The sequence below is a fragment of the Paraburkholderia silvatlantica genome (genome assembly GCF_003096715.1).
Classification (GTDB): Bacteria; Pseudomonadota; Gammaproteobacteria; order Burkholderiales; family Burkholderiaceae; genus Paraburkholderia; species Paraburkholderia silvatlantica.
In genome coordinates this window covers 97,292-119,745 of sequence record NZ_QEOL01000025.1, presented here as the reverse complement: position 1 = coordinate 119,745, position 22,454 = coordinate 97,292, and the positions used below count along the sequence as shown (strand labels likewise).

The 22,454-nt window shown below is 63.3% G+C and carries 19 protein-coding genes and 1 pseudogene; 8 read left to right on the top strand and 12 right to left on the bottom strand.

The window, feature by feature from the left end; genetic code table 11:
- Nucleotides 1–75: 75 nt before the first annotated feature.
- The 3 genes from C7411_RS28335 to C7411_RS28325 all read left to right on the top strand — a co-directional run bounded on the left by C7411_RS28335 (nucleotide 76) and on the right by C7411_RS28325 (nucleotide 3,181).
- The gene (locus C7411_RS28335) at nucleotides 76–1,746 is read left to right on the top strand and encodes an MASE1 domain-containing protein (RefSeq protein ID WP_110387858.1); all 1,671 of its coding nucleotides are present in this window, start codon (nucleotides 76–78) and stop codon (nucleotides 1,744–1,746) included.
- A 28-nt stretch (nucleotides 1,747–1,774) separates the two neighbouring features.
- Entirely contained in the window at nucleotides 1,775–2,392 is a 618-nt protein-coding gene (locus C7411_RS28330) for a response regulator (protein WP_243413378.1), read from the top strand.
- Between the two features lie 483 nt (nucleotides 2,393–2,875).
- Nucleotides 2,876–3,181 carry a DUF4148 domain-containing protein gene (locus tag C7411_RS28325; RefSeq protein WP_110387857.1) on the top strand — a complete coding sequence of 102 codons (306 nt, stop codon included), beginning with the start codon at nucleotides 2,876–2,878 and terminating at the stop codon, nucleotides 3,179–3,181.
- 96 nt (nucleotides 3,182–3,277) lie between these two features.
- Here the strand turns inward: C7411_RS28325 and C7411_RS38800 are convergent.
- From C7411_RS38800 to C7411_RS28280, 9 genes and pseudogenes are all read right to left on the bottom strand, one after another.
- Nucleotides 3,278–3,388: pseudogene (locus tag C7411_RS38800) on the bottom strand (carbonic anhydrase); the annotation flags it as partial.
- A 99-nt stretch (nucleotides 3,389–3,487) separates the two neighbouring features.
- Nucleotides 3,488–4,531, bottom strand: coding sequence for a YncE family protein (locus C7411_RS28315; RefSeq protein ID WP_110387856.1), 1,044 nt, complete (start codon nucleotides 4,529–4,531; stop codon nucleotides 3,488–3,490).
- Nucleotides 4,528–5,769: an MFS transporter gene (locus C7411_RS28310; RefSeq protein WP_110387855.1), complete on the bottom strand. Its 1,242-nt coding sequence runs from the start codon at nucleotides 5,767–5,769 to the stop codon at nucleotides 4,528–4,530. The genes C7411_RS28315 and C7411_RS28310 overlap by 4 nt, the downstream gene beginning before the upstream one ends.
- A 109-nt stretch (nucleotides 5,770–5,878) precedes the next feature.
- A complete protein-coding gene (locus tag C7411_RS28305) occupies nucleotides 5,879–7,063 on the bottom strand; it encodes a chromate transporter (protein WP_110387854.1) in 1,185 nt (394 codons plus the stop codon).
- A complete protein-coding gene (locus C7411_RS28300; protein WP_110387853.1) occupies nucleotides 7,060–8,040 on the bottom strand; it encodes a chromate resistance protein ChrB domain-containing protein in 981 nt (326 codons plus the stop codon). Before C7411_RS28300 ends, C7411_RS28305 begins: the two co-directional genes overlap by 4 nt.
- Before the next feature lie 209 nt (nucleotides 8,041–8,249).
- Nucleotides 8,250–9,611, bottom strand: coding sequence for a D-serine ammonia-lyase (gene dsdA / locus C7411_RS28295; RefSeq protein WP_110387852.1), 1,362 nt, complete (start codon nucleotides 9,609–9,611; stop codon nucleotides 8,250–8,252).
- Nucleotides 9,612–9,618: 7 nt separating this feature from the next.
- Nucleotides 9,619–11,148 (bottom strand): amidase, encoded by a 1,530-nt coding sequence (locus tag C7411_RS28290; protein ID WP_110387851.1) that lies wholly within the window; start codon nucleotides 11,146–11,148, stop codon nucleotides 9,619–9,621.
- A 99-nt stretch (nucleotides 11,149–11,247) separates the two neighbouring features.
- Nucleotides 11,248–12,162, bottom strand: a complete 915-nt coding sequence (locus tag C7411_RS28285) for a LysR family transcriptional regulator (protein ID WP_110387850.1) — start codon at nucleotides 12,160–12,162, stop codon at nucleotides 11,248–11,250.
- A 57-nt stretch (nucleotides 12,163–12,219) separates the two neighbouring features.
- Nucleotides 12,220–13,455 (bottom strand): MFS transporter, encoded by a 1,236-nt coding sequence (locus tag C7411_RS28280; RefSeq protein ID WP_110387849.1) that lies wholly within the window; start codon nucleotides 13,453–13,455, stop codon nucleotides 12,220–12,222.
- 562 nt (nucleotides 13,456–14,017) lie between these two features.
- Between C7411_RS28280 and C7411_RS28275 the strand changes: the two genes are divergently transcribed.
- The 4 genes from C7411_RS28275 to C7411_RS28260 all read left to right on the top strand — a co-directional run bounded on the left by C7411_RS28275 (nucleotide 14,018) and on the right by C7411_RS28260 (nucleotide 18,158).
- Nucleotides 14,018–14,887, top strand: a complete 870-nt coding sequence (locus C7411_RS28275; protein WP_110387848.1) for an ABC transporter substrate-binding protein — start codon at nucleotides 14,018–14,020, stop codon at nucleotides 14,885–14,887.
- Nucleotides 14,888–14,962: 75 nt separating this feature from the next.
- Entirely contained in the window at nucleotides 14,963–16,453 is a 1,491-nt protein-coding gene (locus tag C7411_RS28270) for an amino acid ABC transporter permease/ATP-binding protein (RefSeq protein WP_110387847.1), read from the top strand.
- 44 nt (nucleotides 16,454–16,497) lie between these two features.
- Nucleotides 16,498–17,172, top strand: a complete 675-nt coding sequence (locus tag C7411_RS28265; RefSeq protein WP_110387846.1) for a GntR family transcriptional regulator — start codon at nucleotides 16,498–16,500, stop codon at nucleotides 17,170–17,172.
- 131 nt (nucleotides 17,173–17,303) lie between these two features.
- Nucleotides 17,304–18,158 carry an urea carboxylase-associated family protein gene (locus C7411_RS28260; RefSeq protein WP_110387845.1) on the top strand — a complete coding sequence of 285 codons (855 nt, stop codon included), beginning with the start codon at nucleotides 17,304–17,306 and terminating at the stop codon, nucleotides 18,156–18,158.
- A 300-nt stretch (nucleotides 18,159–18,458) separates the two neighbouring features.
- Here C7411_RS28260 and C7411_RS28255 read toward each other — a convergent pair whose 3' ends face one another.
- The 3 genes from C7411_RS28255 to C7411_RS28245 form a co-directional block, all read right to left on the bottom strand.
- Nucleotides 18,459–19,073, bottom strand: a complete 615-nt coding sequence (locus C7411_RS28255) for a hypothetical protein (protein WP_110387844.1) — start codon at nucleotides 19,071–19,073, stop codon at nucleotides 18,459–18,461.
- A 66-nt stretch (nucleotides 19,074–19,139) separates the two neighbouring features.
- Nucleotides 19,140–19,931 (bottom strand): molybdopterin-dependent oxidoreductase, encoded by a 792-nt coding sequence (locus tag C7411_RS28250; protein ID WP_110387843.1) that lies wholly within the window; start codon nucleotides 19,929–19,931, stop codon nucleotides 19,140–19,142.
- A gap of 2 nt (nucleotides 19,932–19,933) precedes the next feature.
- Nucleotides 19,934–20,527: a cytochrome b/b6 domain-containing protein gene (locus C7411_RS28245; protein WP_110387842.1), complete on the bottom strand. Its 594-nt coding sequence runs from the start codon at nucleotides 20,525–20,527 to the stop codon at nucleotides 19,934–19,936.
- Between the two features lie 187 nt (nucleotides 20,528–20,714).
- Here C7411_RS28245 and C7411_RS28240 point away from each other — a divergent pair, with 187 nt between their 5' ends.
- Entirely contained in the window at nucleotides 20,715–22,211 is a 1,497-nt protein-coding gene (locus tag C7411_RS28240) for an HD domain-containing phosphohydrolase (protein ID WP_110387841.1), read from the top strand.
- Nucleotides 22,212–22,454 lie beyond the last annotated feature (243 nt).

Below are 22,454 nucleotides of genomic sequence, written 5' to 3'. Positions count from 1 at the left end.
ATGCGGTTCCATGCGCGTTCACCACCTGGGAGCACGCAGCGTATTCGCACTCCGGCTTCTGGATTGGAAGCGAAAATGGCTACCATTCGGGACAATTCCAGATTCAGCCTCTTCCTCCACACCGGAATGGTTGCATTGGCGTATTTCGCCGGCGCAAGGCTAGGCCTTTCCTATGCGGTAGTGGGCGGCGCAATCTCTCTCGTATGGCCTTCCAGCGGCATCGCGCTCGTTGCACTGCTCGCACTCGGCATCGAAGTCGCGCCGGGTATTGCCGTGGGTTCCTTCCTCGCCAACGTGTCGGCAGGCGTGCCTGCAGCCGTGGCCGCGGCGATCGGCATCGGCTCCATGGCGGGAACGTTGACGGCAGCGCTATTGCTCAACCGCGCGGCCCGATTCCGGATCACCTTCGAGCGCATCAACGATGTGCTGGCCTTCATCGCCCTTGCTGCGGTGATGAGCACGGCAGTCAGTGCGCTGGTCGGCACGACCGCCCTGCTGGGAGGGGGACTCGTGCGCGCCGCCGGGTACGCCGCAGCCTTCCTGAAATGGTGGCTTGGCGACATGATGGGAGTCCTCGTCGTGGCGCCGGCGCTGTTCGGCTTCCTGACGTATTCGAACCCTGTCCGATCGATGCAGCGGGCTGTCGAAGCGTGCGGACTCATTGCCGCGACCTTGTGGGTGAGCTACCTCATCTTCGGTGCCCCGCAACTTGCCGGGCATGGCTACTATCCTGCAGCGCTCGCGATCTTTCCATTCATTATCTGGGCGGCGCTGCGCTTCGATCGCCTGGGCGCCAGCATCGTGACGCTGATGGTCTCTCTCGTGGCCATCTGGGGCACGACCCACGGCACGGGGCCCTTTGCTGCCGAATCTCCTGTGGACAGCCTGGTGAGGTGGTGCGCTTTCGCGAACGTCGTGGCGGTGACGGGACTGTTGCTGGCGGCGGCACGCGCTCAGGAACAGGTTGCCCATGACCTGCTCCAGGCAGCCCGCATCGAACTGGAGCGACGCGTCGAGGAGCGAACCGAAGACCTGGAGAAGGCGAACAACGAGCTAAAAGAGGAGATGGCGCGACGCCGTTTGCTGGAAGGGGAACTGATCCGGATCGGCGATCAGCAGCAGAGACTCATCGGCCAGGAACTCCACGACGGACTTGGGCAACACCTGACCAGCCTGGGACTGTACTGCGCCGCCTTGAATCAGAAACTGAAGACACAGGGCCACCCGTCCGCCGCCGACGCCGCTATCGTTGTCGGCCTGGTGAAACAGGCGTCGTTGATGACCCGCAGGATTGCCCACGGCCTGGATCCGGTCGCGATGGAATATGGCGGGCTTGCGGACGCACTACGAGCGCTGGCAGAGACGGCTCGCGCGCTCAACGGCGTGGATTGCAAGCTGCGGATCGCGCCAGATGTGGACTTGCTGGACCCGCTGCTGCAGATCAACCTGTACCGTGCCGCACAGGAAGCCGTCAACAACGCGCTGAAATACTGCCATGGCCACCGCATCTGGATCGACCTGGAGCGGGCGGGCGGTCTGCAGACGCTTTCAATCAGCGACGACGGGGTAGGCATCGGCCCGGAAGAAATGGAGCGTGCCTCGGGTCTTGGACTGCACAACCTGCGTCACCGGGCGAGCCTTCTGGGCGGCTCCTGCACCGTGACCCGCAACGGCTTGGGCGGCACCACCGTCGCCATTAGCTATCCGCTACCGGAGGGTACTGGCCGTGGACAGGAAATGCGCTAGCCCAGGCCGTGCGACTCAAATCCTGATCGTGGATGACCACCCCATCATCCGGGACGGGATGACGCTATTGCTCAATCTGCAGGAGGATCTGCACGTCTGCTGTGCAGCGGGCAACGCCGAAGAAGCGCTCGCGGCGATGGAATGCCGGCCCGACATGGCCATTGTGGACATCAGTCTGCAGACGGACTCCGGCCTCGAGCTGGTGAAGACTTTGCGGCACCGTTATCCGGATCTGGCAATCCTTGTTCTCAGCATGCATGACGAAAGCTTGTTTGCCGAACGCGCACTTCGGTCCGGGGCAAACGGGTATCTGATGAAACTCGAGGCCACGGAGCATGTCGTGAGCGCCATCCGCGAAGTGCTGGCGGGCAATATCTACATGAGCGCCGCCATGCACGAGAAGCTGGCGCGGGCGCTTGCCGTCCCACGCAAAAAGCCCGAGGGCCAGATTGCGAATCTTTCGGAAAGGGAATTCGAAGTTCTGCACCTGATCGGACTCGGCTTCAGCACCCGCGATATCGCAGAGAAGCTGAACCGGAGCGTGAAGACCATCGAAGCGCACCAGGCCAATATCAAGGAAAAGCTGAATATCCGTAGCGGCAAGGAGCTGACGCGGTTCGCAATTCAGTGGATCGAGAGCCAATAGGGCGGAGCCTGCCCGCTAAATAAGGCAATCCCCTGGCTTCTTTTAGGACGGGCGCCTGGTTCATGCACACGGGGTCGGCGCATACAGTCGTAACTGCCCAATACCGAACGCTCTGCCGCCAGAGCCGCTGCCGAGACCGCGCGACGGGTAAGCGCATGGCGATGCAAGCCAGCACGACTCGCTGCAGCAGCCCTCGAGCGCAGATCGTTTGCATATGTTCAACCTAGTCGTGCGCAAGGCATGGAGGTTTGCTTTGAGCAGGACCTCGTTCGTCACAGGAGGAAATCAGCGAATTGAAACGGCTAGTTTTGGCGCCGCTCGCGCTTGCGTGACTGGGCGGTTCCCCTGCCGCCGAGGTCAGTCGAATGTGCGGCCAGCTCGCTTGAACGCACCCTGTTTTGCTGCAACGATGGGTCGTTGACGCCGGTTGCATCAAAGAAGATTTGTCGAACCGTACGTGGCAATCGTTGGAGGTAGCTCATCATGAAATGCCTTGTTCAAACCGTCGTTGTCCTTACCGTCCTGGCCGCACCGGTTCTCTCGTTCGCGCAATCGAACGGCGCCGTGACGTCCGAACAAGTCCGGGCCGAACTCGTCCAGCTCGAACAGGCTGGCTATCACGTCGGTGACGGCGACAACGCAAGCTATCCAGCCGATATCCAGGCTGCCGAAGCGCGCGTGGCCGCGCAGAACGGCGGGAGCAGTTACGGCGGGATGGTCAGCGGTTCGTCAGCGTCTGGCGCGCCCGCGGCTATTACCGGTTTGAAGCCGGTTTACTTCGGTCAGTAAGACATTGCGGTAACGGACTGTCTTGTGCGGCCTCGCAGTACGTCGCACTAACGCATCGCAAGTTGCGCGAAAGCCTCTGTATCACGGCGATCCTGCCTAAACCTGCGACGAGCGGCTCGTGCGTTCGTAGGCGTATATATCGCCAGTCGCGATGTCGAACCACCAGCCGCTCAACACCAGCGCCCCCGTAGTGACCTGCTGCGCGATTTACGCAAGCACGGACGATGATATGAGCACGTGAGCCTCGTCTATCCTGAAGTCGATCCGCCGAAACCCGGATGGATGCGCGCATAGTCAGACCAAATCTCATCGCGGCGCCATGATGCGCAACACAGGATGCCCTTCGACGTCCTTCAGCGGGAACCAGGTTCGATGCGTCTGCGTATCGACGGTTACAACATGTGCGTTCGGCCCGACCCTGCCATCTCCGATCTTCGACACGCGGGGCACGCCCACGCTGAACATCGACACGACGCCCGCTTCACCGGCCACGTATGCCAGGTGCAGCGCAGCATCAAACGCGAGCACATCAGGATCGCCGCCGACGTCGAACGCCTCGACTACCTTCATCGTGCGCATGTCGAGCACCAGCAGGCGATCGTTGTCCTCACAGGCAATCAACGCGAGGCGCGATTCCGGGACGATCAGCAGTCCATGATTACCTTTTGCGCCCGGCAGGTCGGTACGGGCAACAATCGCATTTGTGGCAGGATCGATCTCGACCAACTGGCGTCGCGTCTGCACGTTGACGAAGATGTGCCGCGAAACCGGATCGTATTGTGAATTGCCGACCTCCCCGTCGAGCGGAATCGTCGCGATTCGCCGGTTGCCAGGGACATCGATCACGGTCTCCGTCTGTCCCGTCTCGTCCGAAACGTAAAGCCTGCGCACGCCAGGCGCGTACGCCATGCTGTCCGGATAGACCCCGCCAGGCGCGCGGGCGATGATCTTCAGCGTGCGCTCGTCGATTGCGACAATCTCGTTCGTGCCGGTCGCCGACGCGTAGACGCGGGAGAGCTCGGGCACCACCAGCACGCCATGCACGGCGGAGATGCCGGGTATGCGCGCAACCACGCGCGACGCGAGTGTGTCAAAGACGACGACTTCGCTGTCCCCCAGATGCGCGATGAACAGCAGATGCCTGCCAGCGTCATAGCTTTCGTAGTCGAATCGGGACGCGCGTCCGGGCAGCGGTACATCCCCCACGTGCTTCAGTGGGAGGTTACCGGTTACTGCGTCATCCGCTCCACGTGCGCTACAACCGGCACCGCTCCCGGCAGTAACCGCTACCGCGAAAAGCACGCCGATGAGTGGCGCAACGAAGCGATGACCTGCGCGCGCACTTTTCATGATGATCCTCCGTCCGACCTGATATGACGGAAGGCGGCGAGCACCGCGAGATCGTAGGCAATCTTGAGCGCGCCGCACGCTATCAGTGGGGCGCCGAGCCATCCAGCGCCAAGCAGACCGCCTGCGATCGTCGGTGCGACTGCCGCAGCGAGGCTACGCGGCACCGCCGTAAAGCTCGCGGCGGCCGGTCGTTCTGGTGGCGTCACGACGGCCATCACGTAGGCACTGCGCGTCGGCACATCGAGCTGCGACAGCGCGCTGCGCACGAGCAGCAACAGCAGGGTCAACGGCAGCGAAGGCGTAAAAGCCGCAGCGATCAGGCACACGCTCGATGGAATATGCGTGAACACCATCGTATTGAGCAGGCCGATGCGGCGGGCAATTGGCGCGGCTGCCAGTTGCGAGCCTGCGCTCAGCAGCCCCGACCAGAAAAAGAACTGTCCTGCCGCCGCGAGTGAGAGGCCAAAGCGTTGGAGAAGCCACAGCGTCAGCAGCGAGTTCACGAGCAGCCCGCCGGCAAACGCGTCGACGCCGAACAACAGCGCGAGGCGCGTAACGATCCGCCGCGACGGGCCGAGCGGCGCCCGGGCTGCCGTTGGGTGCGCTTCATGCTTCGGCAGCTGGAGATACAGCAGGAAGACGACGAAGCCTGTTGCCGCGTAGACGATAAACATCCCGCGCATGGCGAGGAACGCGGAAAGGCCCGAATGCGCCGCCATCCAGTCCGGAAGCGCAGCGAGCAGCGCGCCCAGCGCAGCCGACAGTCCACCCACGAGGCTGTAGCGCGCAAAGAGCGCAGTCCGGGCATCGCTCTTCGCAGCTTCGGCAAGGCGTGCATGCTCAAGCGGCAGAAACAGGCTGACGTCACCCGAGCTGGGATTGAGCGTGCCGACAAACGCCACCACGAGCAGCAGCCAGAGCGACGACAGGCATCCGAAGGCAATACCGGTTGCCGCCATCAGGGCGGCAGCGAAGAGCAGCAACGCGCGCTGCGGGTAACGGCTACCCAGCAGGCCCACGGCAATCGTCGCAACGGCCGAGCCCAGCAGCGTGGCAGTGCCGATCAGGCCAACCGTGAGCTTCCCGAAGCCGAGCGCCAGGAGATACGCGGGTAGCAGTACCGCGACGAAGCCATCACAAATCCCGCGCAGGCTTCGTGCCGCAAGCAGCAGCCAGGCACTGCGCTCCGCACCCGCAGGCGGGAGCAGGATCGAAAGTGGCCTTCTGACAGGAGTCATCGCATTACCCTGATTTACGCCTCGACGTTGCGCCGCGCGTGCGTCGTGCGGTCGAGCGTCAGACCGCTGCGCGTGACGGCATCGCCGCCTGAAGGCCGCACGCGTCGCGTTAACCTGCGTGCAAATGGAGCAGCGGATAAAGAACGACGCCAATCAGGCCCGCTGCGACGACGATCACGGGCTCTGGAAGTTTCCTGAAGCGCCACAGCAGCAGCACGGTTACGAGCGCGATCAGGGCAGTCGGCCAGTCGATGACCGAACGCCTTGCGATGACGACGACAGAACCGGTAATCGCCCCCACGGCCGCAGCGGTAATGCCGTCGACAAACGCCTTCACGGCAGGAAGCCGCCCGTATTTCTTGAAGTACGGTGCAGGCAGCACGGTAAACAGGTAGCACGGCAGAAACGTGCCGAGCGCGGCGACGCAGGCGCCGGCCAGCCCCGCAACCAGATAGCCGATGAAACCCACGGTGATGACGACCGGCCCCGGTGTGATCATCGCAACGGCAACCGCGTCGACGAACTGTTTGTCGTTGAGCCAGTGGTGCCCGGTCACGACGCCGCCGTACAGAAACGGCACGATGGCGAGGCCCGAGCCGAACACGAATGCACCCGCCTTCGTGAAGAAGAGACCAATCTGGCCGAGCAGTGGAAGATCCAGTCCGCTGAAGACGCCCGCGTGCGCGGGCGCCTGCGTCACGACCAATGCGTTGAGCCCGCCATGAGTGAGCCACCGGGGCGGCGAGCGGCGCAGCCAGTTGACCACGCCACCCGCGATGAAAAGCCACGCTATTTCGGACTCCGTGGCAATCGTCACGACCGCGAGGGTGAGAAAGACGGCCCAAAGCAGCCGGTCCGTTCCGAGCGTCTTCGTCGTCAGCTTGTACGCGCTCATCGCAATGATGCCGACCACGGCAGCCCCGACGCCGTAGAAGACCGCCTGCATCCACGATAGACCGCCGAAATGCGCGTAGGCCCAGCCCAGCGCGACGACCATGAGGAACGATGGCAGCACGAAGGCGAGTCCTGCGACCGTCGCGCCCAGAAGACGGTAGTGCACGAAGCCGAGATAGATGCCAAGCTGCGCGGCAAGCGGGCCGGGCATCATCTGCGCCAGCGCCAGACCTTCGCGGTAGTCCGCTTCCGTAATCCAGCCGCGCCGCTCGACCAGATCGCGGCGCATGTAGCCGACAAGCGCAACCGGTCCGCCGAACCCGACTGTGCCGAGCTTCAGCATGTAAAGCGCCATCTGGCCAAGCGTGTAGCCGGGCCCGTGCGCGGCTGTTGTGCTCATGGGAGCATCCCCGTAGCACGGCTTCTTTCGCTGGCAGAGAAGTGCGCGTACATCGCATCGAGCACCGGGCTCATGCCGCCGAGCAATTGGTCGTCGTCGTCCGCACGTTCGCGGGTGCCTGCCATGATCGCTTCGAACCCGATGGCTTCCGGCACGCTCGCGCCGCCTACGTCGAGCGCGTGAACCATTGCGCCGAGCCGCAGAAGCGCCGGATCGCTGTCCAGACCGAAGCTTGCCAGCAGCACCTCGAACGTGACGCGCTCGCCGACATGAGTAAAGGCGGCACCGTCGAAATCGAAGCCGAGTGCGTTGGCCGGGCAGGCGTCGGGCGACGTCAACCATATAAAGCTCGCGTCGCGGTCAATGAACCGGCGGATCAGCCACGCACTTGCCACACGGTCAACCCACAGGCGCCTGCGGGTCGCCCAAATCCGCCCTTGATAGTCATCGACGGACAGCGATCGGATTGCGCGGTTTGCCGCGTGCGGCTCGCCAGGCGAGAGCACCGTGTCCACGTGCGCCACAAAATCCTGCCAGGCCGCCTCAGCGCGCGTGGCCGCCTCGCCCGGGAAGAAGTCGACGGCGACGATGGTCTCGTAATCCTTGCGCAGGCGCCTCAATACCTTCGTGACTTCGGCGGCGGACTGACCGGAAACCGTTTTGCGGGCATCGGCGAGCGTGCGGATGAGGCTGTCGTATTCGTCGGCGCGATCGAATAGCGCGCAAAATTCGGCCTCCTGCGACGCGTCCAGGCTGGGCGCGCGCAGCAGGTGCGCGGTACCGCCGCTTTCGCCAATGGCGGCCGAAAGCTCGCGCAGCACGCTCTCGCGCTCTTCCGAGTACGGCAACAGGTAGATGCCGTCGCGCAGAACGGCGCAGCCCCGCGCCTTGAGTGCGCGCCAGAAGCGCATGCGCGCCGTCGCGTTCTCGGTGGGGAGCGTCAAAACAAGCAGTGACCAGCTCAGCAGTATGTTCATGTAGATGATGCTACTTTTATGTAGCGAAATCTACAAGTTAACTTTGGGCGCCTGGCAGACGTCGGTCGGAGCGGGGCACCGGGGCACCACCATCGCTAAGTCGCGACGCGAGGTATTTTTACCGTGAAGACAGTTCCGTTCTCGTCGGCTTCGGATCAGGCATGCGCCTCCGAATCCAGATTCGTCCGCTTACGACCTCGAAGCCGTAATCAGGATCCAGCGAGTGCCTGCCGCCCCGTCTCCAGATATACGCTCATCTCCGCTTCCGGCACCATGCCCCCGCCCGTTGCCCAGATGACGTGCGTCGCATCGGACATGACTTCATCGTCGAGACGCATGCGCGCGCGATAACCTTGCTGCTCCCTCGACACCCGCGCGAAACCCGGTGCCCCGGCAAGCGCCGACGGCTCCAGCCGGATGTCCTGCGTTTGCGCCATCAGCGCGAGCATCGCATAGAGTTCGTTGTCCTCGACGGTGTAGTAGCCATCGATCATCCTTTGCATCGCACGGCCGACAAAACCGGAAGGGCGTCCGACCGCGAGACCATCGGCAGCCGTCACGTTGTCGATGCCGAAGTCCTGCACGGCAAGCTGTTCGTGCAAGCCGGTCAGCACGCCCATCAACATGCACGGCGAATGAGTCGGTTCCGCAAAAACACAATGCACAGCATCGCCGAACGCGAGCTTCAAGCCGAACGCGACGCCCCCGGGCCCGCCGCCCACGCCACACGGCAGATACACGAAGAGCGGATGCGCCGCATCCACGCGCACATTCGCGGCTTCGAGCTGACGCTTCAGGCGCTCACCCGCGACCGCGTAGCCGAGGAAGAGCGTCGTCGAATTTTCGTCGTCAACGAAGTGACACATCGGATCGTTACCGGCAAGACGCCGGCCGCTTTCAATCGCTTCGCCGTAATCGCCCGCGTACTCTACGACCGTCACGCCGTGCGCGCGCAGGCGATCCTTCTTCCATTGGCGCGCGTCGGCGGACATATGCACGGTCGTCGTGAAGCCGAGCGTTGCGCTCGCGATGCCGATCGACATGCCGAGATTGCCGGTCGATCCCACTGCGATGCTGTGCTCGCGAAAGAGCGCGCGGCATGCTTCGCTGGCGAGCACGCGGTAATCGTCGCCCTCCTTGAGCAGGCCATGACGCATTGCGAGTTGCTCCGCATGAAAAAGCACTTCGTAGATGCCGCCGCGCGCCTTGATCGAACCGGAAATCGGCAGATGACTGTCCTGTTTGAGCAGCAATCTCCGCGGTGTTTCGACCTCGTAACGCTGGCTCAACGCCTGCGCGAACGCGGGCACATCCGTCAAGGGCGATTCGATGATGCCGCCTGCCTCGCGCACATCGGCAAAGCAATCCGCGAGAAGCGGCGCGAATCGTTGCAGGCGCTGGCTCGCATCGGCGATATGCGCCGCATCGAGCGCAATGTCGCGGCGGGCTTCGGCCAACGGCGCGACGGCGGGGTTGAACCACTCGACAGGCTCGAGCGCCATGAGCGGACGCAGGAGCGGGTAGTCGCGAAGCCACACGTCGAGCGGCTTGCCGTAAATCGAATCGATCATGTTCAGGTCAGACAGCAGAAGCAGAGATGTTCGGAGATGACACGGCATCGAGCACAGGCGGGTGCGTCACGAGGGATTTCAGGTCGACATCCGATGCGCGCAGCCTCGCGGCATCGGGGATCGGACGTCGCGTTTCGTCGGACGACTCAAAGAACGTCTCGAACGCGCGCGCTGCATCGAGCAGCGCGAGATCGCCACGGAACGCACCGATCATCTGCAAGCCGAATGGCATGCCGCGATGATCGACGCCGCACGGCAGCGATAACGCCGGATTCGTCGCGAGCGTCACGACGTACGTGAGCGACAGCCAGCGATAGTAGTTTTCCAGCGCGACGCCGTTGACCGATTTCAGATACGGCTGCGTCCACGGGAACGGCGAAACGGGCGTCGTCGGCGAGAGAATCACGTCGTAGCGGTGAAACAGCGTCTGGAAACGGCGGAACAAACGCGTCTGGTCGGCATGGGCACGCACGCAATCCGCGAGACCCAAGCCGATACCCATCTCGTAGTTCGCACGAGGATTCGGCCCGAGCAAATCCGGATCGGTCTCGTAGGCCTTTTGCAGGCCCGCGACGAAGGCCTCCGCGCGCAATACGTCGAAGCAGCGATGCGCGCCGTCGAAGTCCACTTCGACCGGTTCGCAAACGGCTACCTCGTGGCGCAGAAAGTCGATCTTGCGGCGGAACACGGCGCGGATGTCGTCATCGACTTCGCAGACGCCGAAATCCTCCGTGTAGCCGACGCGCAGTTTCGACAGTTGCGTGGGCGCGCGGCCCGCCATCGTCGGATTCATCGCGAACGGATAGCCGAGCGGATCGCTGCCCGACTGCCCGGCCGTCGCCGCAAGTTGCAGCCAGGTGTCCTCCACGTTGCGGCCCATCGGCCCCACCACCGCAATCGGAGTCCAGCCGAGCGGCTTGCGGTCGCTCGGCACGAGTCCCGGCGAGGTGCGCAAACCGACCACACCACATTTGGCCGCGGGAATACGCAGCGAGCCGCCGGTGTCGGACCCGCTGGCGAGCGGCACCATGTCGAGCGCTAGCGCGGCAGCCGAGCCGCCCGACGAGCCACCCGCATTCAGGCGCGGATCGAACGGATTGCCCGTCGCGCCCCACACGGGATTGAAACTGTTCGCGCCCGCGCCCATTTCCGGCACATTGGTCTTGCCGACGACGATCGCACCCGCCGCGCGCAGTCGACGCACCAGCGTGTTGTCGTGCGCCGGTACGTTCGCGCGATAGAGCGGCGAGCCATACGTGGTCAGAATGCCTTCGGTCTCTTCGAGGTCCTTGATGCCGATAGGCAAGCCGTGCAACGCGCCGACGGCATCGCCGCGTGCGAGCGCGGCATCGGCGGCACGGGCTTCGATACGCGCGCGTTCGAAGCTCGTCGCCGTGATGGCGTTGACATACGGATTGAAGGTTTCGATTCGCTCGATACAGGCATCGAGCAATTCGACGGCGGAAATTTCACGCGTCTGCAAGAGCGCGCGCAGCGCGACGGCACTATGACGGGTGAGTTCGCGACGATCGTTCATCGGGCCATCCTTTCAGCGGTAGTACGAGAGTGCGCTCAATGTAGACGACGAGAAAAGCGGCCGCTAGTGACGATTATCGAAACGTGAATTCACTTTTGATCAACGCGTGCGCGGCGAAAGTTCGTGGCTCATACGTTCGATGAACGACTGCAGAAGCGGCGGCAGCGCACGCCGCGCCAGCGTCTGGATCTCAATGGTGCGTTCGCTCGCCGTGAGCTCCGGCACGGGCAACGCAACGAGTTCGCCGGACGCGAGATGCGGGCGCGCAAAGAGCTCGCCGCCGAACGTGACGGCATCGCTGGCCAGTGTGAAGCCGAGCAGCGTTTCGAGCGTCGCGCTGCTGAGCACGCTCTTGCACGCGACGCCTTCGCGGCTGCAATAGATATCGATCAGCTTGTGTAGCGTCGAATGAACGCCCGGCAGCGCCAGCGGATATGCCAGCAATTCACGGAACGACACCTGCCCGGACTGCGCGAGAGGATGAGACGAGGCGACGATCGCGAAGATGGGCGATGGCGCGGAAAACGCCACCTGAATATCCTTCTCGGGCCCGAAGCTGAACGTGAGGCCGATGTCACATTCGGCTTCGCGCACGCGCTGCGTGACGTTGGCGGCCGTATCGACGACGACGTCGAACGATGCGGGCGCAACCGTTCGTCGAAAGTCCGCCATCGCGCGCGGCAGGAACGTGGCTGCGAATCCCTCCGTGCACGCGATACGGATCGTGCGCTCGGCCTCGCCGCGAAGCTCATCGATTTCCAGCGAAATCTGTTCGGCGTCGAGTTGCGAGCGGCGCGCATACGCGGCAAGCATTTCGCCCGCTTTGCTCGGCACCATGCCGCGCGATTGCCGCACGAAAAGCGGCGTGCCAAGCTCGCTCTCGAGCCGCGCAATCTGGCGGCTCACGGCGGATGGCACGACGTTCAGGCGATTGGCGGCATCGGCAACGGAGCCGGTGTTGACGACTTCGAGGAAGTAACGGACGGCAGCTTCCTGAAGAATGCGGGCGCTCATGATGGATCGGTGGAAACGGAGTGTTCCATCATAGCGCCTGTTCGGCCGGTGACGCGGTCAAACCTCGCCGGCAGCGCCCAGGCGCGCGTCGGCTTCGGGCGACAGACGGATCGACAGACTAGTGAGGAGAGCGAACGCCGTCGCCGCGATCAGGAAGCCGAACACGGCGTTGTAGTTGCCCGTCACCGACACCAGCAGACCGATGATTGCGGGCGCAACGAATCCCGCGACCTGCCCGCCGAAGTTCACCATGCCCGCGCCCGTGCCGATGAGCTTTTGCGGCAGGAATCTTGCCGGCAGCGCAAAGACGCCTGCAAAGACGAATGACTTGAAGAAATAAACGATCGACTGACAGGCAATCACGCCCGCCACCGTTTCGGCCGTGTACATCTCGTAGAGGAAAAAGCCGGAGATCGCACAGCACGCGGCCATCAGCCATTTCTCACGGCCATCGAACCAGCGCGTAAGAATCCAGCCGCCGAGCGCCGTCGAGATGCTCGCCGCCACGAACGGCAGCGGCGTGAGCATGCCGACTGCCTTGAGATCGAGATGTCGCTCGGTCAGGAGATACGCGGGCATCCACGCATCGAGTCCTTTGTTGACGACGCCCATGCCGAACCAGGTCAGCAGAATCTTCCACATGAGCGGCATCTTGAGGAGCGCGCGCGTTGCCGCGCCGTCGATGCGCGCGGACCGGCCAGCCGCATCGCGGTTCTGGTGCGTGTCCTTTACCGCGAACAGATAAAAGAGTGCGAACGCGAGACCGGCGCAGCCTGCAACGACAAACGCATGTCGCCAGCCGAGATACAGGATGAGGGGCGCAATGGCCAGCGGCGCGATGAAACTGCCGACATAGTTCGACGACATCAGGAATGCGGACATCTTCGGGCGATCGGCGCGCGCACACGACTCTGTCACGCCCTTGACCGCCGCGCCGGGATAACCGCCCTCGCCGAGACCGAAAATAAAGCGGATTGCGATCAGCGAGGCGAGCGACCACGCGAGACCGGTCATCAGCGTGAACACGGACCAGAACGCCACCGAGACCACAATGACCTTCTTGCTGCCCCAGCGGTCGGCGATCCAGCCACCGGGAATCTGCATGGCGGCATAGCTGATATAGAACGTGCTCATGACGACGCCGAGTGCGGCCGAACCGACATGGAACTCCTTGCCGATGGCGACGAGCGAGAGCGCGATCGCCGAGCGATCGATGTACGAGATGCAATAGCCGAGATAAAGCAGTGTGAATACCGCGAGGCTGGCGCGTCTGCTTTTATTGGGGTCGATCATGCTGGGCACTTGCCGATAGAGAAGAGACCGGGCCCGCGTCGGCCATGCCGAGCGCTCCCACCGCGACTAGTCAAATCGATCGTAAGCAGCCACAAATGGGTCGACAAGTGACATATTCCGATGCCTGCGTTCGCGAAAACTCATCTGAGAAGCGCGGCTACGGAGCATATCGACGCGCCTGCGGCGGTCGCCAGCGATGACTTTTCGCGCTACGGCTCGACGTCGATTCGCATAACGCCGACATTGCGGGTGGGAGGCTGACCTGGCGATTCGACGGCCAGACGTGCGCCATTTCTCGTCACATCTTGCACCGTTACTGGACGCATTCGTCCAGCTTGCACGGCGATGCGCAAAGCTGGTGCATTAACAACGATTGCGCCGCTGTTCGACAATCCGGCTCGATATCGCGCCTCGCCCCGACCGATCGGCTTCCCAGACGATATTCGTCCGTTTCGCTAGTTCGTTGGCACGCATAATGCTTTATAGCGGAGCATTGTTGAACAATTTATTTAATATTGTTGAACAATAAATCTTCTGCCCAACACAGACGAGCGAGACCGCTATGCAAGCCTATCTTGATCTGAAATCCGTCCTGTCCTGTCTGCCGCGCATTTCGAAGTGCGCCGCCGTGCTCGCGCTGTGCGGCACGGCCCACGCGTTCGCCGCGAGCGCGCTGCCGACCGTGACGGCCGGCAAGCTGACCATCGGCGCGGATCTGACGTATCCGCCCTACGACTACATGGAGGGCGCGGCGCCCGCTGGTTTCGATCCCGCCTTCATGACGAAGCTCGCCGGGCATCTCAAGCTCCAGCCGGGCTTCGTCGATACGCGCTTCGCCAACTTGATCCTCGGCGTCAACGCGAGCCGCTTCGATGTGATCGCGTCCGCGTTGTACGTGACGCCGGAACGCGCCAGACAGATCGACTTCGTCCCGTACCTGAAGACCGGCGGCTCGCTGCTCGCCCTGAGCCACTCCGGCTTCGCGCCGAAAAAGCCCGAAGACCTGTGCGGCAAACGCGTGAGTTCCATCAAGGGAGCATCGTGGATTCCGAAACTCAACGATGTGTCGAAGCAAGACTGTATCCCCGCCGGCCGCGGCGCGATCGACGTGCGCGAGTTCGAGACCTCGCCGGAAGCGGCTCAGGCCGTGCTGGCGCACGCGGTCGACGCGCAGTTCGAAGACTCGGCGGTCGCCCAGATGACCGTCAACAAACTCGCCGGACGCGTGACGATCACGTCGACCACCCAGCTCTATCCCGTGGTGATCGGTCTTGGCGTGAAGAAGGGCAATGATGCGCTGCTCGGGCAATTGAAGAGCGCGTTCGCATCGATGAAACAGGCGGGCGAATACCAGGCGCTCCTGAAGCAATACAACGTCGGCGAGCCAACCGACGACGACATCGCCCGTGCGCTCGGCGCGGCATCGAACTAACGGCACGTATGGCATGCAGCATGAGGCTGGGCAGGCGCCCATGCCCTCGTGACTGCGCTTCGCGAGAGAGCGCACATGGTATTCGACTGGCACTACACGGCTTCGTTATTGTTCGACGCCGCCTTCTGGAAAGCGGCATGGCTGGTGATCGAACTGAGCGCGGCCACCTGGCTGATCGGCATTGTCGCGGGCTTTGCCCTCGCGCTCGGCAAACAGTCCACGCTCATGCCGCTGCGCGTGGCATGCAGTGGCTATATCTGGCTGTTTCGCAGTCTGCCGCTGTTGGTCCTGCTGATCTTCGTCTATAACCTGCCGCAGGTGCTGCCCTGGACCGGCGGCCTGTTGTCCGATCCGTTCTGGGCCGGTCTCCTCGCGCTCTCGATCAGCGAAGCCGCCTACATCGCGGAGATTCATCGCGGCGGCCTGCTCTCGCTCCACAGGGGTCAGCTCGAGGCAGGCAGGGCGCTGGGGATCCGCTTCGTCGGACTGCAACGGCTGATCGTACTGCCGCAGGCGTTTCGCGTCGCGCTGCCCGCGCTCATCAACGAGTACATTACGATCGTCAAGCTGACGTCGCTGGTATCCGTCATTTCGCTGGCAGAGATCCTGCTGGTCGGTGAGCGTCTGTACACGCAAAACTTCAAGGTGCTTGAAACGATGCTGGCCGTGTCGTTCTACTATGTGCTGATCGTCACCGTGTTCGGCCATGGATTGAAGATGCTGGAGAAGCACCTCGATGTTACGCGGCGCACGGGCGCGACGCTCGACGTTGTGCCAGCACAAGCCTCGCGCGCCGAGCCCGCGGCGAAGCAGGACCGCGCGGCGCGGGGCGGCAGCGCGGCGCGCGCACTGGAAGCCATCGGCATCCGCAAACGCTATGGCAAGCACGAAGTGCTCAAGGGCATCGATCTGACGGTGCGCGCGGGAGAAGTCGTGTCGATCATCGGCCCGTCAGGCTCGGGCAAGACGTCGCTCATCCGCACGCTGAACGGCCTCGAAACGCTCGACGACGGTGAAGTGCGCCTGCATGCCAAGGCGTTCCTGTGGCCGCCGCACGCGAAGCATGGCAAGGTGCCGCATGCCCAGTACATGCGCGGGATTCTCGATATCGGCATGGTGTTTCAGAGCTTCAATCTGTTTCCGCACCAGACCGTGCTTCAGAATGTGACGCTCGCGCCGCGCTATCACGGGCGTCAGAACGGCGCGTCGCTCGACGAGGCGGGCATGCGTCTGCTGGCGAAGGTGGGCATGGCCGCGCATGCGCACAAGTATCCGCATCAATTGTCGGGTGGTCAGCAGCAGCGCGTGGCGATCGCGCGGGCACTGGCGATGCAGCCTTCGATCGTCCTGTTCGACGAACCAACCTCGGCGCTCGATCCGGAACTGGTCAGCGAAGTGCTCAAGGTCATCGAAGAACTCGCGCGCGAAGGCATGACCATGATTATCGTCACCCATGAAATCAACTTTGCGTTCCGCATTTCCGACCGCATCGTGTTCATGGAATCGGGCAAGATCGTCAACGATGCGCCGCCGCACGAACTGGCGATGCTCGACAAGACTTCGTGAATCGCCGGCTTCCTCAAAGACGTTCACCTTGCATGAAAGTCCATATGCCAAATGCTACCCCGGCTGCAACCGCCCCCGCCGACCAGGAGTCCGCGCAATCGGTCACCGACCGCATCCTGTCGACGATCCGCGACGAGATCATCGAGGGCAAATTGCCACCCGGCACCGCGCTCGTCGAGAGCGAACTCACGCAGGCGCACGACGTTTCGCGCAATACGCTGCGTGAGGCGCTGCGGCTCTTGTGCCGCGAAGGGCTTGCGGTGCACTACCGGCATCGCGGCGTGATCGTGCGCACCTTGACGCGCCACGACGTGCGCGACATCTACCGGGTGCGGCGCACGCTCGAACTCCAGGCCCTGATGCGCGAGGCCCCGATCGAGGAAGAAGAAATCGCGACGATGCACGACGCGGTCGTGCGTGCGCAGGCGGCGGCAGAGGCCGGCGACTGGCGCAGCGTCGGCACCTATAGCTTGCTGTTTCACCGCCGCATCGTGCAGTTGCTCGCCAGCGCGCTGTTCGACGCGTTCTTCACGACGATACTCGCGCAACTGCGTCTGGTGTTCGCGTCGGCCCCCGACGAGCGGCGCTTCCAGCGCCCCTGGATCGAAAAGGACCAGCAGATTCTGGAACTGATCGCGAGCGGCCGCATGACGGAAGCCCGCGCCGCGCTCGCGGATTACCTGACGCAATCGGAGCACGCGCTGCTCGATTACCTTTGACTCGCGGATGCGTGGCGGCGTTGCCGAGCGCCATGCCTTCATTCATCGACCTGTTCACCCGCTAACTTGCAAACGGGCGAGGGCGCTTGACGAGCGCATCCCGTTCGCGCACTCAATAAGGAATATTAACCATGTTGAATTACCCTGCCGCCTATCAATCCACGAAGGGTTCCGCGCTCGATCCCGACCGCGCGTTCTATCGGCGCATCGCCTCGGAGCACGAGACGCGCACGCTGGTCGAATCGATCGTGGTGCCCATCCGCTCGGGGCAGGCATGGACGGTTCCGGCCGGTCACGTGTTCCGGATCGTCACGATCGAAGGTCCGCAAGTCGCCGACCTGAACATGTGGAACCTGCACAACCCGCGCGAGCGCATGTGGGCCTCGCGCACGCGCCAGTTGCAGCAGGCGCACGTCAGCACTTTCGATCGCCTGTGGTCGACGCTGCCATTCCTGCGCCCGATGGTGACGATCACCGACGACAGTCTCGCCGACTACGGCGTCGACGAGCACGGTGGCCGCGTTCACGATCTGCTCGGCACGCGCTGCGACCCGTACGTGAACCGCATGCTGACTGGGGAGGATTTTCATTTCCACTGCCACTCGAACCTGACGCGGGCAATCGCGCCCTATGGCTTGACCGAATACGACGTGCAGGACGTGCTGAACGTGTTCCAGTGCACCGGGCTGAATCTCGAAGACAAGTACTTCATGAAAGCCTGCCCGGCGAAGAAGGGCGATTACCTCGAATTTTTCGCGGAAATCGACCTGCTGTGCGCGCTCTCGACCTGCCCGGGCGGCGATCTGTCGCTGCCGATGTGGGGGCCGGACGCGCGCGATCCGCTGGAGGTATGCCGTCCGCTGGGCATCGAGATCTACCGGCTCGCACCGCAGATGCTGGAGGGATGGACGCCGCCCGCGGTTGCCGCGTACAACGGACAGCACGGCATGACATTGTCCCAGCCGCAATGGAAGTGTGGCTGCTGACCACGCATGACTCGCCGCCGGCCGGGCGCCTTGCCCCAGGGTCATTAGCGTCGCGAGGCTGAATGCATTCCTTCGCCGGCCTGTATATTCGTTCATGAAATCCTGTCTGCGCACACGGTCAATGTCAGCCGGCGTGATTCGCAGACAGGGTGCTACGCGGGTTCGGGTGCGCGGCGACCCCACGCCAGGCGCGTACCGGAAGATATCCGCCGCGAGGCGAAGCGCGCCCACAACGAAGATCAGCAAGCCGAGCGTTTGACGCAGTGTGCTATCGCGGCAACCAGATACCGATGGCCAGGCTCACATCGGCGGGACCACGCCATCTTTTTCGACCACGATCACATGGCCGTCGTAACGGTCATTCGCCTCCGGCGTCGCGACGACGAATACCGCCTTGCCAGCCGTCAGATCAGCACGGGTCGCGGGAATCAGCGTCACGACCGGAACGTTGGCCGGCACGGTGACGACGTTATTCCCTCCCTTGTAAGACAGTTTGAGGTCCCGTCCGCTGGTACCCTGCACGACGCTGTCGACATTGGCATTCGTCATTGTGCTGTTGGTACCGAAGTCCCATGCGTAATGCCCTTCGCCCATACCGCGCGCGGCATCCGGGAAGACCAGCACTTCCCTCGCCGTCAGCTTGCCGTCCGCCCCGGTCATTGCCGCGGTGCCGACGTAGGAGCCGGGCTTGATGTCGGCCAACTGGATGGGCTTGACGGCATTGACGCTCACCGAGTTCTTGACCTCTATGGTGACCGTGTCGCCGCTATGACGGTGCACCTTCAGCATATCGCCGGACACGGACACGATCTCGCCACGAATGCGCTCGGGCTTGCCGGCCGGGGATTGCGCGACGGCGGCACCGGCAAAAGCCAGCGTAACCAGGGAAACAGCAAGTTTGAATCGAAGGGCCATGAATGCTCCGTATGGTGTGTTGTGTCAAAAGACTCTGTCGTTAGCGGTATTGGCGGCATTGGCGGCTCAGGAGCCACCGAACCAGTTGTATCCCTGGTTTTCCCAGTAACCGCCGGGAAATTCATTCGTCACCGTGATGGCGACAATATGCTTCGCGTTCTTGTAGCCGAGCTTCGTCGGCATGCGCAGCTTCATCGGGAAACCGTACTTCGGAGGCAGCACGTCGCCGTCGTAGGTCAGCGTGAGCTGCGTCTGCGGATGCAGCGCGGTCGGCATGTCGATGCTGGTCCAGTAGTTGTCCGCACAATGCAGCGCAACATATTTCGCCCGCATATCGGCGCCGGCGCGCGCGAGGAAATCGGAGAAGCGCACGCCGCCCCATCTTCCGATCGCACTCCAGCCTTCGATGCAGATATGCCGGGTAATCTGGTCCTGCTGGGGGAGCGAGCGCAACTCGTCGAGCGTCCAGTTGCGTTTGCCGCCAACCAGCCCGCCAATTTCGAGACGGTAGGTTCGCGCATCGACGTCCGGCACCTGGTCGATGTCGTAGAACGCATTGAACGGGAACGGGCGCGCGATCATCGACTCCGGATAGGTCGGCGCCAGTTTGCGTGGATCGAATAGCAGTGCCTGGGCGTCGTCGTTGAACGCCGACATCTTGCGCAGCATGGCGTCGACCGACTTGTCGCTGGTCAGATCGCATCCCGACAGCAACACCAGACCGCCGAGCGTGAGAATGCGCTTGCCGAGCAGACGCCGCGCCGGCGATTTGAGTTCCCGGTGCGCGTCCTGAATGATCGACGCCGCGTCCGGACGGTACGTCGGGTCGGGTTTTCGCACGGGTTGACGGGAGCGCATGGTTATCGGCCTCGGATCATGGCGAGCAGGGAGCGCGGCACCAGCGCGACCATGGCCAGATGAACGGCGAGGAAAGCGACGATGACAGCCATCGCGACGAAGTGGACGACGCGCGCGTTGTCGAATCCGCCCATCGCACCGGCAAGCACAGGGAATTGCACCGGTTTCCAGATCGCCAGTCCCGACAGCACGAGCAACACGAGATCGGCAAGCGCGAGGAGATAGGCAGACTTCTGCACCGCGTTGTACTGGCTGAGATCTTCGTGACCGAGCTTGCCCTGAAGGGCTGCGAGCATGTCGCGCGCAATGGCGCACACGCCGACAGGCAGCAGCGTGTTGCGCAGCCGGCCCGTGACGAGGCCCATCCCGAGATAGACGATAACGTTCGCCACGAGCACCCACATGAGTGCAAAGTGCCAGAGCAGCGCGCCACCGAGCCAGCCGCCGAGCGTGATCGACGCAGGAAAGCGGATCGCGCGGAAGACCGGCGACGCGTCGTAGACCTGCCAGCCACTCAGACACATGGCAATAACAGTCGCGGCGTTGATCCAGTGAAAGATCCGAACCCAGCCAGGATGGATTGTGGTGTGACTCAAAGCGGCCTCAACTGAGGGAAGTTTTACAATACCTGGCCGGTCGATTGCCCTGCAGGCGGTTCCTCGCGGTTCATGCCCTGCCATGGGCCGGCGTGACAGTTAGAATCGCAGCCCAAGGCGCGCGGCGGTATCGGTCAAATGTCCGATCCTCGCGCTACGCCGCCTGCTGCAATAACGGACGACTTGCATGGATGCAGCGCAGAAGGAACACGGAAACGCCCCCGCCAGGCACGCATTGGTGCCGGCTTACGACGCGGTGAAGGCGCTGGCCTTTGTCGGTGATCTCAGCATGGGGCAGCCGACCGACCATTCACTGCGAACGGCCTGGCTTGCCGCGCAACTGGCCCGCGCAGCCGGCGAACGCGACATGAGTGTCGCGACGGCGGTGGAAGCTGCGTTGCTGCGCTGGTCGGGCTGCACGGCCAATGCACCTGGATTCTCCGACGCACTGGGCGACGACGTGGCCGCGCGCGCAGCCATGCTGGCGCAACGCAAAGACTGGGCGAAATCGCTCGATCCGCTCGGCGTACGAGACGCGTTGATCCCGCTCGCGCAGATTCACTGCGAGGTGTCTGGCGAAGTCGCGCGCATACTGCGGCTGTCTGCCGAAACCGAAGCCGCGCTACGCCATATTTTCGAAACATGGGACGGCAACGGCCTTCCCGACGGACTCTCAGGCACGTCGGTGCCGCGCGCTGTCCTCATGGTGGCGCTGGCCAGCGACCTTGAAATCTTCAGCCGCGTCTATGGCCTGCCTCGCGCCCTCGCGCTGATCGAGGAGCAGTCCGGTATGCGTTATCCGCGCGAACTCGCCCTGCTGGTCACAGATCGCGCCACTGACTGGCTCGACAGGCTTGCGCTGCTCGAACCCGCCACGCTGGCCGACGCAATCGTCACGCCTCACATGCAGGAGACGACGTCCGTCGAACTCATCGCCGATGTGATTGACCTGAAACTGCCGTGGATGACGGGTCATTCGCGGGCAGTCGCATCGGCTGCCGCCGCATGCCTGGCCCGGCTGGGCGGCGATGACCCGGCCCTGGCCCAGGTGTACCAGGCGGGACTGATTCATGGAATCGGACGGGCTGCGGTGCCCAACGCGATCTGGAATTCACCCGGGCGTTTAAGCGCGGCGGAATGGGAGAAAGTGAGGCTCGTGCCGTACTGGACGGCTCGCGCCGGCAAGCAGACCGGCACACTTGCGCAGGCGGCGGAGCTGGCATCTCACGCCTACGAGCGCTCCGACGGGAGCGGCTACTTCCGCGGCGCTGGTGAAGGCGCGCTGTCGCTCAACGCCCGTGTACTCAGTGCGGCAGTCGCGTGGGTCGCGCTGGGACAAAAGCGGCCATGGCGCGATGCGCTAACCGCTACAGAAGCCGCCTCGTTAATGCGCGCTGAGGCCGACACGGGGCGCTTCGACAGAGAGGTTGTCGAAGCGATGCTCTATGCCGGCGAAGCGCCGTCCGGCAGCGCACGGCCGCGGCAGTCGGCAATCCGGCTTACGGCGCGCGAGATCGAAGTATTGCGTTTCATCAGTCACGGCGCGAGCAACAAGGAGGCAGCCCGGGAGCTCGAACTCAGTCCGAGCACGATACGCACGCACATGGAGAGCGTGTTTCGCAAACTCGAATGCTCGACGCGCGCTGCCGCGACCTTGAAGGCGTCGACATTGGGTCTGCTGTGAGGTTTGCGAGATCGGTAAGGTCGTCGTCATGCGTGCACGGATCTCTGCCAATCCAGCGGCGCGTCCTGTCCGAGACGCTTGACGAGTTTGGCGCGTCGAGGCGGAGAATCAGCAGGAGATGCTCCTTCCCGGCCAGGAAGCGACAGTCGACGTCGGCGCGTAGATCGTCAACGATTGCGCGGTGTATATTCGCAGCGGGTGAGCGCGGGTAACCACAGCGTCATGATGTGCAAGACAATCTAG

Coding starts and splice junctions, on each gene's coding strand:
- C7411_RS28275 (WP_110387848.1), top strand. CDS start 14,018: ATGCAAGCCTATCTTGATCTGAAATCCGTCCTGTCCTGTCTGCCGCGC.
- C7411_RS28300 (WP_110387853.1), bottom strand. CDS start 8,040: ATGAACATACTGCTGAGCTGGTCACTGCTTGTTTTGACGCTCCCCACC.
- C7411_RS28280 (WP_110387849.1), bottom strand. CDS start 13,455: ATGATCGACCCCAATAAAAGCAGACGCGCCAGCCTCGCGGTATTCACA.
- C7411_RS28315 (WP_110387856.1), bottom strand. CDS start 4,531: ATGAAAAGTGCGCGCGCAGGTCATCGCTTCGTTGCGCCACTCATCGGC.
- C7411_RS28335 (WP_110387858.1), top strand. CDS start 76: ATGGCTACCATTCGGGACAATTCCAGATTCAGCCTCTTCCTCCACACC.
- dsdA (WP_110387852.1), bottom strand. CDS start 9,611: ATGATCGATTCGATTTACGGCAAGCCGCTCGACGTGTGGCTTCGCGAC.
- C7411_RS28250 (WP_110387843.1), bottom strand. CDS start 19,931: ATGCGCTCCCGTCAACCCGTGCGAAAACCCGACCCGACGTACCGTCCG.
- C7411_RS28260 (WP_110387845.1), top strand. CDS start 17,304: ATGTTGAATTACCCTGCCGCCTATCAATCCACGAAGGGTTCCGCGCTC.
- C7411_RS28240 (WP_110387841.1), top strand. CDS start 20,715: ATGGATGCAGCGCAGAAGGAACACGGAAACGCCCCCGCCAGGCACGCA.
- C7411_RS28265 (WP_110387846.1), top strand. CDS start 16,498: ATGCCAAATGCTACCCCGGCTGCAACCGCCCCCGCCGACCAGGAGTCC.
- C7411_RS28305 (WP_110387854.1), bottom strand. CDS start 7,063: ATGAGCACAACAGCCGCGCACGGGCCCGGCTACACGCTTGGCCAGATG.
- C7411_RS28325 (WP_110387857.1), top strand. CDS start 2,876: ATGAAATGCCTTGTTCAAACCGTCGTTGTCCTTACCGTCCTGGCCGCA.
- C7411_RS28270 (WP_110387847.1), top strand. CDS start 14,963: ATGGTATTCGACTGGCACTACACGGCTTCGTTATTGTTCGACGCCGCC.
- C7411_RS28285 (WP_110387850.1), bottom strand. CDS start 12,162: ATGAGCGCCCGCATTCTTCAGGAAGCTGCCGTCCGTTACTTCCTCGAA.
- C7411_RS28290 (WP_110387851.1), bottom strand. CDS start 11,148: ATGAACGATCGTCGCGAACTCACCCGTCATAGTGCCGTCGCGCTGCGC.
- C7411_RS28255 (WP_110387844.1), bottom strand. CDS start 19,073: ATGGCCCTTCGATTCAAACTTGCTGTTTCCCTGGTTACGCTGGCTTTT.
- C7411_RS28310 (WP_110387855.1), bottom strand. CDS start 5,769: ATGACTCCTGTCAGAAGGCCACTTTCGATCCTGCTCCCGCCTGCGGGT.